Genomic DNA, 11792 nt, shown 5'->3' with positions numbered 1-11792 from the left:
ATTGTGACGAAATCACTTGCGCGGACACATTGTGGCCATTATTTGGGGATCAGAAGCCAGCCATTCGGAAGGCCTCACGTATTCCCCGACGGGGTATGCGACTTTCAATCGCTGTTTAAGGATTTTAAAACATGCGTAAACTCGTTCTTGCTGCCGCAGTTGCCGGCGCCGCTCTGACCCTGGCTGCTTGCTCGGAAGGCACTCAGGATTCCGCAGAAGTAACTGCTGATTCCGCAATGGCTGACGCTGAAGCGAACATGGATGCTGCTGCTGAAAACGTAGATGCTGCTGCTGAAAACGTTGACGCTGCTGCAACCGAAGTTGCTGCAGACGCTGATGAAGCTGCTGCTGAAACCGAAGCTGCTGTTCAGGGTGAAACCGAAGCTGAAGCTCAGGTTGACTAATTTTCGAACCTTGTTCGAAACAATTAAGGGCGGTGCCGCAAGGCGCCGCCCTTTTTGTTTGGGTAAATCCGACAATGCGTTTGCCCAGTCATTTCATATCAGATCATTCAGGTGCCGCTGATCTCGGCAGCTTAACCGCCCGTATATTCGGCGTTCGTCCAGTTCTGGCCCGGTGCGCTTGCATAGCCGTCATAGACAGCGCGGGCGATCTGGGCGATCCGGTCTTCCCGCGCAAGGCGTGAACCCTGGCCCGTGACATAAATCGCCACGGCAATGGCGCGGCCATCAGGCGTCTGGATAATCCCGATATCGCTGGATGTGTTGTTGAGCGATCCGGTCTTGTGCGCCACTTGCGCCGACGCAGGCAGCAACGCCGGAATACGGCGTTTGCCTGTCCGGCAGCGTTCCATTGCCCCCAGAATGACCCGGCGGCTGGAACTGTTCAGGAATTTACCCTGATAAAGGCCCGACAAAAGGTCGATCATGGCCTTGGGCGATGCACTATCACGCAGATCGATATGGGCGGCGGGATCAATCTCGCCATCATCGCGCACCAAAGTGGCAATGTCCCGATCGAGTCTGAATTCGCGGATGCCGGCACGGCGGGTCCAGTCATTGACTGCCTTGGGGCCGCCCACCGCTGCCAGCAGCGCATCGGTGGCCGAATTGCTGCTGCGGGTGATCATCAATTCGATCAATTCGCTGGCGGCAAGGTGCTGGCCTTTCGAGACCGGCGCCACGCGGGTGGAATATTTCGCCGATCGCACCGGGACGAGCAGCGGAAATTCGCTGCTCAGTGACCAGCGGCCCTGCTCGACCCCTTCAAGGAATGTCGCGGCGATGGCAATCTTGCTGGTGCTGGCCATGGGGAAGCGCTGATCGCCCAGCACGGACAGTTCAGCGCCGGTGGTAAGGTCCACCGCGGCAACACCGATGCGCCCTTTGTCGCCCACTGCCAGCCGGGCGATACGCTGTTCCAGGCCGCTGTCGTAAACGGCCTTGAAGCTTTGCGGTGCGCGCGTTTCGGTGCCCAGAGAACGGTCAAAGGCCGCTTCAAAATTGTTTGTTTGCGCGTTTGCAGCACTCAAAGGTGCAACGCCAAGAGACAGGGCCATCGCAATGGCGCCGCCGATCGAACCAAATAGTCGTGATCTCATCTGCATGCCCCCACACGTAAAGCAATTAAGGTTTGTATATCCTTAACGGCCCAACTTGTGGAGGCTTACAAGCAGAAAGTGACGAAAAGTGTCTCGCGAGAGACAAAAGATTACGTCAGGATTTCCGAAAAACTAGGCTTTGGCAATCGCCGCTTCGATCCTCTGCGTCGATTCGCCAGTCAGCGTCTTGTCGATTTCGCCAACCAGGCGGCTTTTCAATTCGCCATGATAATGGCGGCGCATTTCGCCCAGCGATTTGGGATCGGCAATGATGGCAATATGGTCAAACGCGCCTGCAATAGCCTTGGTATTCAACCAGTTCGCAGCCGCCGCAGCATGGGCCAGTTCATTCAGATCGGTGCTGCCCGTTTTTTGGCCGCCATCGTCCTGATGTTTTACGCCCGCGCTGAAATTGGTGGGGTCGAGATCGGGATTGCTGGCTTTTTCCAGCGTTGGTTCGCTTTCATTGCTGCTGGTGTTTTTCATCAGCAAAAAGGTTTCACCATCAAGAATGGCGACAAAAGCGTTGTTGGGCAATTTCATGAAATTATTCTCCTGTTGGCTGCCCAACGAACGAACACGCTATATGGTCCCTGATTGACCAAATGATCGCCGATTAAAATGTGGCTTGCGGCGGGGGGCGCCAACTGCAACGTTCCGGTCTGGAACGGAGAGATGATGGACCCAACAGCGCTTGCCCGGGGACTGGAACGCGCCCTTGCGCGCGAAGGCTGGCCGCCGCCACATGGACTTTCCCGGCTGACTGGCGGGGCAATGATGGAAAGCTGGCTGTTTGCCAGCGGCGACGAGCAGTTGGTATTGCGGCGCGCGCCTTCGCCCGAAATGATGGAACGCAGCGCCTATGGCCATGATGTGGAAGCGCAAATCATCAGCCTGGCCCATGCAGGCGGCGTGACCGCGCCGGAAATTATCGCGCAGCTGGCACCTGAAGATGGCATCGGCACCGGCTTCATCATGCGGGCGCTGCCGGGCACGGCTGATCCGCGAAGCATTCTTGCGTGCCGGGACGCGGACAGTCTGCTGCGCGATGCGGCGCGCGAGTTGGCGGTCATTCATGCGCTGGATGTGGACCGCGCACCGGCCGGCGTCCCCCATGTGTCCTATGCCGATGCATTGGCGGGATTGCGCGAGCAATTTCGGGACGCCGGCAATGACCGTCCCATCATCGCGCTGGCGATTGCGTGGCTGGCGGACAATATTCCGGACGAAATTGCACCTGTGCTGCTGCATGGCGATTTCCGGCTGGGCAATCTGCTGGTGGATGATGGGCGGCTATCTGCCGTGCTGGATTGGGAACTGGTGCATCTGGGCGACCGCCACGAAGACATTGCCTATGCCTGCATGACCGTATGGCGCTTTGCCCGGATCGACCGGCCTGCCCTGGGGCTGGGATTATTCGAAGACTGGTTTGCCGCCTATGAAGCTGCGGGAGGGGCCGCGGTAGACCGAACGCGGGTGCATTATTGGCTGGTTTACCGCACCTGCTGGTGGGCATTGGGCTGTCTGGGCATGGCCCGATACTGGCGCAGCGGAGAAGACCGATCGCTGGAACGGGTGGTTATTTCGCGGCGGACAGCCGAACAGGAACTGGATCTGCTGATGCTGCTGGAACAAAGCGCACCGCAGGCAGAGCAGGACAGGCCCCTGCCGCCGCCGCGAGCCATGCCGCACAATATTTCCGGGGAAGCGAGCACTGCCGAAATCGCCACTGCCATTTCCGAATGGCTGGCAACCATCAAGGATGGCGTTACCGGGCATGACCGTTTCCAACTGGCCGTGGCGCGCAATGCGCTGGGCATTATTGCCAGAGGGGCAGATAGCGGCGCAGATAGCGGCGCACATGCGCAAGATTTCACGCTGGCGCAGGATTTGCTGACCGGTGCAAAATCGCTCGCCACTCCGCACTTGCTGGCGAATTTGCGGCGTATGGCGCTGGGCAAACTGGCAGCCGACATGCCCAAATATCCCGCATTGGCGCTGGCCCGCGCCCGGTGGGGCGACATTACCGAACAAGGAGAGCAATGATGGATTTTTCCCTGCCGCAGGATCTGGTCGAATATCTGTCGGTGCTCGACACCTTTATTGAGACGGAGATTAAACCGCTGGAACAGCAGGATGACAACATCCGCTTTTTCGATCACCGCCGCGAATATGCGCGGACCGATTTTGAGGCAGGCGGCCTGCCGCGCAAGGAATGGGAAGACCTGCTGGTAGAAGCCACGCGCCGCGCCGATGCGGCAGGCCACTGGCGGTTTTCCGCGCCTGCGGAATATGGCGGGAAGGACGGGTCCAATTTGTGGATGGCAGTGATCCGCGACCATTTCACCCAGATGGGCCTTGGCCTGCATAATGATCTGCAGAACGAACATTCCATTGTCGGCAATTTTCCGTTCGTGGCCATGTTCGACACGTTCGGAACAGAAGCACAGAAGCGGGAATTCATACGTGGCGGCTTTGCCCGGGAAAAGCGCGTGGCCTTTGGCCTGACCGAGGCAGAGCATGGGTCTGATGCCACCCATATGGAAACCACCGCCGTGCGCGAGACGCGGGACGGGGTCGATGGCTGGCTGATCAATGGCGAGAAGATGTGGATTACCGGGATGCACGTTGCCACCCATTGCGCCACATTTGCCCGCACATCGGGCGATGCGGGCGATGCGCGGGGCATCACCTGTTTTCTGGTCCCCAACCCGACAGAGGGGCTGAAGATCGAGGAATGGATGTGGACCTTCAACATGCCCACCGACCATCCGCGCCTCAGCCTGACCGATATCTGGGTGCCTGATGATGCCATGCTGGGCGAGGAAGGGCGCGGCCTCGCTCTGGCGCAGAGCTTCGTTCATCAAAACCGCATCCGGCAGGCCGCATCATCGTTGGGCGCGGCGACCTATTGCCTGGAAGAAAGCGTGAAATATGCCCGCCAGCGCAAGCCGTTCGGGCAGGAACTGGCGCGTAATCAGGCCATCCAGTTCCCGCTGGTGGAACTGGCGACCCAGTGCGAAATGCTGCGGATGCTGATTTACAAGACTGCATGGGAAATGGACCGGATGCCGCACAAGGACATCGAAAGCCAGCTGTCGGACAAGGTCAGCATGTGCAACTACTGGGCCAACCGGCTGGTGTGCGATGCCGCTGACCGGGCGATGCAGGTGCATGGCGGCATCGGCTATTCGCGGCACAAGCCGTTCGAACATATCTATCGCCACCACCGCCGTTACCGGATTACCGAAGGGGCAGAGGAAATCCAGATGCGCAAGGTTGGCGCCTATCTGTTCGGCTATCTTGGCCCGCGCAAAGGTCAATATGGATGATAACCGGCTTTGGCTGCGCGGCGGGCACAGGTAAGACCGGCTTTACGCATTGGCAGCATAGCAACCCAGAATAGTTGGCGGAGCAGACATGAAAAGCAATTGGACCATCGGCATCATTGGCGGCTCTGGCCTGTATCAGATGGATGCGCTGGAAGATGCCCAGTGGATCAGCATTGATACGCCATGGGGCAAGCCATCGGACGATGTGCTGTGCGGCCGGATTGGCGCGGTGCAGGTGCGCTTCCTGCCGCGCCACGGTCGGGGCCACCGCATTCCGCCATCAGCGGTGAATGCACGCGCCAATATCGACGCGCTTAAACGCGCTGGCTGCACGGATGTGCTCGCTATCTCCGCTGTCGGCAGCCTGCAGGAAGAGCTGGAGCCGGGCCGGTTCGTGGTCGTCGACCAGTTCATCGACCGCACCCGTGGCCGCGATTCCAGTTTCTTCGGTACGGGCATGGTGGCGCATGTTTCCATGGCGGAACCGGTCTGCGAACGCATGGCCGGCTTTGCTGCTGCGGCGGTTGAAAATGCGGGCGGCAAGGTTGCGCGGGGCGGAACCTATCTGGCGATGGAAGGGCCGCAATTTTCAACCCGCGCCGAAAGCCTGCTGTACCGCCAGTGGGGCGCGGATGTCATCGGGATGACTGCCATGCCGGAAGCCAAACTCGCGCGCGAGGCAGAGCTGCCCTATGCGCTGGTCGGCATGGTGACGGATTATGACTGCTGGCGCGAAGATGCTGCATTTGTCGAAGTCAGCGATGTGATTGCCCAGATGGAGGCCAATGGCACCATTGCCCGCAAGGCAGTCGAACAATTCATGGCAGCATTGCCGGAAAAACGTGGGCCATCGCCGCTCGATACAGTCTTGGACCATGCGCTGATTACCAGCCCCGATGCCCGTGACCCGGCGATGCTGGCAAAGCTGGATGCCGTGGCTGGCCGTATTCTTTAGAGCGTTTTCTCTAAGTCATATATTTTAGGCGGAACAGCTCGCCCCGCCCAGCACGCAGAAGCGCGCGCAATGGGGGTGGTTCAGTGACACTTCTAGCGCGGCGTCGGCCAATGTCGCCCCCATGTCGAAGCCGTGGTCATAGGGAATGAGAGTGCACGCCGCCACGCGGGGGGCTGGTTCGCCCTTGCGGTGGACCACCATCCGGCTGGTGGCACACATGATGTCCGCTGGTGATTTGCCCAATATCTGCCAGCAATCAGTGGTGATTTCGGCAATGTCCTTGGCCTCATCCATTTCCGGAAACAGCACCAGCTGTGCCGGGTCTGCCGCATCAATGCCGATGCCCTGGCTGCGGAAAAGTTCAGCATAGCCAGCCCGTTCGTCGGCTTCGCCTTCGCCCGGCAGCATCCTGCCCGCCACCGCGATGGCAAAGCCATTGGCCGACAGCCAGCGCAGCCCGTCCAGCGCTGCATCCCAGCTTCCCCGGCCGCGTTCCGCCTCATGGACAGCGCTGGTATGATGATCGAGACTGACGCGAATGGTCAGCCGCGCACCATGGCGGGCCAGCAGCGCCAGCAATTGCGTTTCATACCGGCGCATGGGTTTCATCGCATTGCTGAGCACCAGCGCCTCATGCCCCCGGCCCAGCGCATCGGTCAGCATGGCGATGAAATCCGGGTTCATGAATGGTTCGCCGCCGGTAAAGCCGATTTCGCGCACCGGCAGGCAGGTGGCGGCAATTTCATCCAGATAGGCAGCAACATCCGCGGCTCTGATGAACAGCAGCGCATCATTGGTCGGGCTGCTTTCAATATAGCAGGTGGCGCAGGCCAGATTGCACAATGTGCCGGTGTTGAACCACAGCGTATCCAGCCAGGTCAGCGGCACTTTTGCCCGCGCTTCACCCTTCGCGGTGCGTTCCGGATCGGAAAATTTAGCGCGTGGCAGGCTGGCGGCATCCACCGCAAAGGGGGATGGGCCGGCAGGCGCATTGCGGCTTTTGCTGCGCGGCGCGTTCACTTGAACGCCCTGCGCAGGCGTGCGACCAGCCCGGCCCATTTCTTCGGGATGGCTCCAAACACGGTCGGCTCCCACGCGGCAAAAGCTGCGGCTTTGGAAATTTCGCTGCGGGTGGGGTAGGGGATAATCGCGGAGCCAAGCGCGAAGGTGGAGCTTTTGCCCGTGATGGACTGGCTCCACGGCAGCAGCAAATCGCCCGCGTGTTTACCCACGATGGTCGCGCCCAGCACTTTTTTGCCCTTCAGGATGATTTTGAGGAAACCGTCTGTCTGCCCTTCCGCGATGGCGCGTTCATTATGGTCAAACCCTTCGCGCACGACTGTGATGGCATCGCCGTGCTGCTTGCGTGCATCCGCTTCGGTCAGGCCCACTTGCGCCAGTTCCGGCTCCACATAGGTGCACCAGGGCAGCGCGCTCCAGTCCACCTTGGCCGGAATGCCAAGGGTGATTTCCAGCGCGACATTGCTGCCTTCATAGCCTGAAACATGGGTCAGGCGCGGGCCATCGCGGCAATCGCCAATGGCATAGATGGATTTTACAGAGGACCGGCGGCGCGCATCCACAATGATGCCATTGGGGCCGGTTTCGACGCCAATCGCTTCAAGGCCGAGCGTCTCGATATTGGCCTTGCGCCCCGCTGCAATCAGCAGATGCGTTCCGATAACCGTGGGCGCATTGCCGACCTCGACCTGGATGGCGCCTGCCTGGCCGCTGATCCGTTTCGCGGTTCCGTCGATGAACTGAACGCCCTCGGACCGCAGGCGGGCAGAGACAATCTCCACCGCTTCCGGATCATCCCGGCCCATCAGCGGGCCGGGGTTGATGACCGTGACACCGCTGCCCAACCGGCGGAAAGCCTGCGCCATTTCCATGCCGATCACGCCGCCGCCGATAATGACCAGATGACCGGGCAGTTCCGCCAGATCGAACAGGTTTTCATTGGTGAGATACGGCACGCTGTCCACGCCATCGATTGGCGGAATGGCGGGTTTGGAACCCGTCGCGATCACGATGCGCGGGGCTGACAGCACCCGCCCGCCAACCTCTACCGTGTGTTTGCCGGTGATTTTTGCCCAGTCACGAATGACCTCGCAGCCCATCTCCTCGAACCGTTCCTGCGAATCGTGCGGGGCAATCTGGGCAATCGCATCGTGGATATGGCGATGGACGCCAGGCCAGGAAATGGCAGGCCGGGCGGGGCTGATGCCATATTTTTCCTGCCCCGCACCATGCGCGTGGCGGGCAGCGGTCAGCAGAGCCTTGGATGGCACGCAGCCATTGTTGAGGCATTCCCCGCCCATCTCGGCCGCTTCGATCAGCGCCACTTTCAGGCCGAACAGCGCAACGCCGCCTGCTGCGGTAAGGCCGGCAGCGCCACCGCCTATTACGATTGCATCATGGGTAAATTTCATCTTGCAGGCAGGTGTAGCCAATATGGGCTGCATGTCGAAATGATTTGTGCCAAGCGGCTTTTGCCCGATTGCACTCGCAATCCACGGAGAATCCGGAACGCCATGAATATCGAAAACAGCCGCGACTATTACGGCACTGTGCTGGAAGGGTCGCAAGACCTGAAAACCGATGCCTGCTGCACCGCCGAAGCACCGCCGCCCGCCATCATGGCGGCCATGCGCAATGTGCATGACGATGTGCGCGCCCGCTATTACGGTTGCGGGCTGGTGGCACCGCAAGCCATCGAAGGCGCGCATATTCTGGATCTGGGTTCCGGCAGTGGGCAGGATGCCTATATTCTGGCGCAGCTGGTGGGGCAGCACGGCAGCGTCACCGGGGTCGACACCACGCCGCAGCAGCTGGCGGTCGCCAATGAGCATATCGAATGGCACCGTGAAAAATTCGGCTACGCAACGTCGAATGTCATGTTCGTGGAAGGCGATATTGAACGGCTGGATGCACTGGACCTGCCGCAGGGCCATTTCGATATCATCGTGTCCAATTGCGTCATCAATCTGGTGGCGGACAAGGCGGCTGTTTTCAGCGCTGCCCACCGTTTGCTGAAAACCGGCGGGGAATTGTATTTCTCCGACGTCTATGCCGACCGCCGCGTGCCTGCCGACTTGCTGGATGATCCGGTGCTGCATGGCGAATGCCTGTCAGGCGCGCTCTATTGGGGTGATTTTGACCGGCTGGCAAAGGAAGCCGGTTTTGCCGATCCGCGTCTTGTTACCTCCCGCCCACTGGCGATTGGCGATGCCCGCATTGCCGAGAAACTGGACGGTATTGCCTTCCATTCCGCCACTTACCGATTGTTCAAGCTGGATGGGCTGGAACCGGAATGCGAAGATTACGGACAGGCCGTGCGTTACAAGGGCACCGTCGCCGGTCAGGAGCGGGTGTTTGAACTGGATGCCCACCATCTGATCGAAGCGGGGCGGGTCTTCCCGGTGTGCGGCAATAGCTGGAAAATGCTGGCGGAAGGCCGGTTTGCCGACCATTTCGAGTTTTTTGGCGATTTCAGCAAACATTACGGCGTGTTTCCCGGCTGCGGCACGGCCAGCCCGTTTGCGGCTCCGGTAAATAGCGCGGAGGCTGCAGGCTGTTGCTGAAAATCTTTCTGACAGGCGCTGCCGGGCTGATCGGCGGCGAAGTGGCTTCGCGCTTGCTGGCGGCAGGGCATCAGGTGACCGCGCTGGTCCATCAGAACCGCGATATTCGCGCCAATGACGGCAGCAGCGTAACGCCCGGTGCAGTCGTATGCGGCGATGTGTCGAAGCCGCTTCTGGGGTTTGGCAAGCCAGAATTTGACCGGCTGACAGCGGCGCATGATCTCATCATCCATTGCGCGGCCACGGTGCGTTTCGATCTGGATGATGATGCCTACCGGCAGGTGAATACTGGCGGCGCTGCCAATGCGGTGGAATTTGCGCGCGCGGGCGATATGCCGCTGCTGCATGTGAGCACAGCCTATGTCTGCGGCACGCGGGACGGGCCGATACTCGAAAGTGATCCCCTGCCGGATGCAGGGTTCAAGAACGGCTATGAAAAATCCAAGGCGGCGGCTGAACGGCTGGTGCGGGACAGCGGCGTGGCCTTTGCCATTGCGCGGCCCAGCATCGTGGTGGGGGACAGCGCAACTGGCGCAATCCGCCAGTTCGACACCACTTATGCCGCTTTCAAACTGATTGCCGAAGGGCGGGTGCGCCATATGCCTGCGCGCAGCGGCGCCACGCTGGATTTCGTGCCGATTGACCATGTGGCAGGCAGTATTGTCGACATTGCCGAAAACATGCGGCGGGCGGCTGGCGGCACATTTCATCTGGTATCGGGCAGGCCGGTGCCGGTGCCTGTATTCACCGGCGCCATCGCGGCCTTTCCGCAATTCTGCCAGCCAACGCTGGTGGAGCCGGAAGGGTTTGACCCTGCAAGCCTGCCGCCGATGGAACGGCGCCTGTTTCGCCGGGTGGCCGGATTATACGCCAGCTATTTCCAGCGCGATCCGCATTTCGATGACCGCGAGGCGCAAGGCGTGGCAGGGCGGATATGCCCGCCCACCGGCCCTGAATATCTGTACCGGCTGATCCAGTTCTGCATCGAGGCAGGCTTTCTGCGTGACGGCGCGCCCATCACCGAACGTGGGGATATTCCCGTTCCAGCCGCGCTCTAGCGCCGAATGCCCATAGGATGCCGACCTTGAAGTAGATCCAGTTGGCTTTCAGCGGGCCCCATTCCGCAATGCGCCGATCCGATGTTTCTACCCAGCGCGGGACCAGCTTCACTTTGCCCAGCCGGGCCATCTTGATACACAGATCGGCTTCTTCCATCACCGGCGTGCCGGGGTCGCAGCCGCCAACAGCCAGATATTCGGCGCGGCGAAAGAACATCGCATGGTCACCAAACAGCAGCCGCACGCCTTGAAAAAACAGATGCGGGCGGGTGATCAGCGGCGCGTACCAGGTCTTGATCCAATTGTGGAAGGTGGTGAACCAGCGTGTCTTTTCAGGCCCCTTGATCAGCGGCGTAAAGCTGGCCAGCGCCACGGACCGGTCTGCCAGTGTCCGTTCAATCACGGCGACCATGTCTGCGGGGGGGATGGTGTCTGCATGAAGCACGCAGACATGGGCTGACCTGGCTGCGCTGACCCCGGCGTTGATCTGGATTGCCCGCCCCGCAGCGGTTTCCAGCACACGCCATCCGGCAGCTTGCAGCAGCGCCATCGTGCCATCCGTGCTGCCGCCATCCACCGCGATGATTTCTGCGGGCTGCGGGTCGAGCGCGGCAAGCGTGGCGATCAGCCGGGGCAGGGCGCGTTCTTCGTCCAGCACCGGGATAACGATGGTGACCGCATTTGCGCCCGCCATCATCACGGCAGCAGTTCCGGCCAGTTTGCCAGATCGTCCATCGTATCGATATCGGACAAAGGCGGGAGGATATGAGGGGCCATCCCGTTAGCTTCCAGCCGCCGCAGGGTTTCCTGAAACACGCCGCTTGTGCTCCATTCAATATCGGCAAAGGCGAAGGGAACGGGGGTATTGAAGCCCAGCAGATAATAGCCGCCATCATGCGCCGGGCCGATAACGGCGGGCGCAGTCTCCAATGCCAGCGCCGCAGCCTGCAACAATTGCGGGGTCAGCGCGGGGGCATCGCTGCCAATAACAATGCCAGGGGCTGCAGCGCGCATCAGCCGTTCGCCCAAATCGCCTAAGCCTTGCGGGACAATGACAAGGTCATCACCCAGCCATTCGTGAAAGCGGGCCGGGGCAGCGCCTGTGACCCGCAGTTCGAACCTGAGCCCGCTTTGCCGCGCAGCAGTGACCGTGCGTTCCAGCAAGCGGCGGTAGACCAGCGCCGCGCCATCCGCGCCCAATGCGGGGATCAGCCGGGTCTTCGCCTCGCCCGGGCGCGGATAGCGGGCGAAAATTGCCAAGCGGACAGGGGCGGGCAGTGACGGCATGGCCCTGCACTAGCC

At 60.7% G+C, this 11792-nt stretch carries 12 protein-coding genes; 6 read left to right on the top strand and 6 right to left on the bottom strand.

All coding sequences use genetic code 11. The features are described 5' to 3' along the window. Positions 1-131 precede the first annotated feature (131 nt). Positions 132-404, top strand: coding sequence for a hypothetical protein (locus GRI44_RS09445; protein WP_160601565.1), 273 nt, complete (start codon positions 132-134; stop codon positions 402-404). 131 nt (positions 405-535) lie between these two features. On the opposite strand, the gene GRI44_RS09440 is transcribed toward GRI44_RS09445, so the two are convergent. Further along, on the bottom strand, positions 536-1561 hold the full coding sequence (locus tag GRI44_RS09440; protein WP_160601564.1) for a serine hydrolase: 1026 nt from the start codon (positions 1559-1561) through the stop codon (positions 536-538). A 132-nt stretch (positions 1562-1693) separates the two neighbouring features. Then, on the bottom strand, positions 1694-2104 hold the full coding sequence (locus GRI44_RS09435) for a baeRF12 domain-containing protein (protein WP_160601563.1): 411 nt from the start codon (positions 2102-2104) through the stop codon (positions 1694-1696). A gap of 132 nt (positions 2105-2236) precedes the next feature. Here GRI44_RS09435 and GRI44_RS09430 point away from each other — a divergent pair, with 132 nt between their 5' ends. From GRI44_RS09430 to mtnP, 3 genes are all read left to right on the top strand, one after another. Further along, entirely contained in the window at positions 2237-3607 is a 1371-nt protein-coding gene (locus GRI44_RS09430; protein ID WP_160601562.1) for a phosphotransferase, read from the top strand. Beyond that, the gene (locus GRI44_RS09425; protein WP_160602310.1) at positions 3607-4893 is read left to right on the top strand and encodes an acyl-CoA dehydrogenase family protein; all 1287 of its coding nucleotides are present in this window, start codon (positions 3607-3609) and stop codon (positions 4891-4893) included. The genes GRI44_RS09430 and GRI44_RS09425 overlap by 1 nt, the downstream gene beginning before the upstream one ends. 88 nt (positions 4894-4981) lie before the next feature. Next, complete coding sequence (mtnP, locus tag GRI44_RS09420; RefSeq protein WP_160601561.1) at positions 4982-5848, top strand: S-methyl-5'-thioadenosine phosphorylase; 867 nt, start codon at positions 4982-4984, stop codon at positions 5846-5848. A gap of 24 nt (positions 5849-5872) precedes the next feature. Here mtnP and GRI44_RS09415 read toward each other — a convergent pair whose 3' ends face one another. Together GRI44_RS09415 and GRI44_RS09410 are read right to left on the bottom strand one after the other, a co-directional pair. Next, on the bottom strand, positions 5873-6868 hold the full coding sequence (locus tag GRI44_RS09415) for a radical SAM protein (RefSeq protein WP_332872399.1): 996 nt from the start codon (positions 6866-6868) through the stop codon (positions 5873-5875). Beyond that, positions 6865-8280 carry a dihydrolipoyl dehydrogenase family protein gene (locus GRI44_RS09410; RefSeq protein WP_160601559.1) on the bottom strand — a complete coding sequence of 472 codons (1416 nt, stop codon included), beginning with the start codon at positions 8278-8280 and terminating at the stop codon, positions 6865-6867. The genes GRI44_RS09415 and GRI44_RS09410 overlap by 4 nt, the downstream gene beginning before the upstream one ends. 102 nt (positions 8281-8382) lie before the next feature. On the opposite strand from GRI44_RS09410, the gene GRI44_RS09405 reads away from it, so the two are divergent. After that, positions 8383-9432, top strand: coding sequence for a methyltransferase domain-containing protein (locus tag GRI44_RS09405; protein ID WP_160601558.1), 1050 nt, complete (start codon positions 8383-8385; stop codon positions 9430-9432). Then, positions 9426-10490, top strand: coding sequence for an SDR family oxidoreductase (locus GRI44_RS09400; RefSeq protein WP_160601557.1), 1065 nt, complete (start codon positions 9426-9428; stop codon positions 10488-10490). The genes GRI44_RS09405 and GRI44_RS09400 overlap by 7 nt, the downstream gene beginning before the upstream one ends. Here the strand turns inward: GRI44_RS09400 and GRI44_RS09395 are convergent. Both GRI44_RS09395 and GRI44_RS09390 read right to left on the bottom strand, forming a co-directional pair. After that, a complete protein-coding gene (locus GRI44_RS09395) occupies positions 10450-11187 on the bottom strand; it encodes a glycosyltransferase (RefSeq protein WP_232843095.1) in 738 nt (245 codons plus the stop codon). The two genes, GRI44_RS09400 and GRI44_RS09395, sit on opposite strands and share 41 nt — an antisense overlap. After that, positions 11187-11777 carry a TIGR04282 family arsenosugar biosynthesis glycosyltransferase gene (locus tag GRI44_RS09390; RefSeq protein ID WP_232843094.1) on the bottom strand — a complete coding sequence of 197 codons (591 nt, stop codon included), beginning with the start codon at positions 11775-11777 and terminating at the stop codon, positions 11187-11189. Before GRI44_RS09390 ends, GRI44_RS09395 begins: the two co-directional genes overlap by 1 nt. Positions 11778-11792 lie beyond the last annotated feature (15 nt).

It is taken from the genome of Allopontixanthobacter confluentis, assembly GCF_009827615.1.
In the GTDB taxonomy this organism is placed as follows: Bacteria; Pseudomonadota; Alphaproteobacteria; order Sphingomonadales; family Sphingomonadaceae; genus Allopontixanthobacter; species Allopontixanthobacter confluentis.
Note: the sequence above shows the minus strand (reverse complement) of the source record. Positions and strands in the feature narration are given on the sequence as shown.

What these genes read in the sequence shown, in the direction of transcription:
- GRI44_RS09445 (WP_160601565.1), top strand. Translation starts at nt 132, where the DNA reads ATGCGTAAACTCGTTCTTGCTGCCGCAGTTGCCGGCGCCGCTCTGACC.
- GRI44_RS09440 (WP_160601564.1), bottom strand. Translation starts at nt 1,561, where the DNA reads ATGAGATCACGACTATTTGGTTCGATCGGCGGCGCCATTGCGATGGCC.
- GRI44_RS09435 (WP_160601563.1), bottom strand. Translation starts at nt 2,104, where the DNA reads ATGAAATTGCCCAACAACGCTTTTGTCGCCATTCTTGATGGTGAAACC.
- GRI44_RS09430 (WP_160601562.1), top strand. Translation starts at nt 2,237, where the DNA reads ATGATGGACCCAACAGCGCTTGCCCGGGGACTGGAACGCGCCCTTGCG.
- GRI44_RS09425 (WP_160602310.1), top strand. Translation starts at nt 3,607, where the DNA reads ATGGATTTTTCCCTGCCGCAGGATCTGGTCGAATATCTGTCGGTGCTC.
- mtnP (WP_160601561.1), top strand. Translation starts at nt 4,982, where the DNA reads ATGAAAAGCAATTGGACCATCGGCATCATTGGCGGCTCTGGCCTGTAT.
- GRI44_RS09410 (WP_160601559.1), bottom strand. Translation starts at nt 8,280, where the DNA reads ATGAAATTTACCCATGATGCAATCGTAATAGGCGGTGGCGCTGCCGGC.
- GRI44_RS09405 (WP_160601558.1), top strand. Translation starts at nt 8,383, where the DNA reads ATGAATATCGAAAACAGCCGCGACTATTACGGCACTGTGCTGGAAGGG.
- GRI44_RS09395 (WP_232843095.1), bottom strand. Translation starts at nt 11,187, where the DNA reads ATGATGGCGGGCGCAAATGCGGTCACCATCGTTATCCCGGTGCTGGAC.
- GRI44_RS09390 (WP_232843094.1), bottom strand. Translation starts at nt 11,777, where the DNA reads ATGCCGTCACTGCCCGCCCCTGTCCGCTTGGCAATTTTCGCCCGCTAT.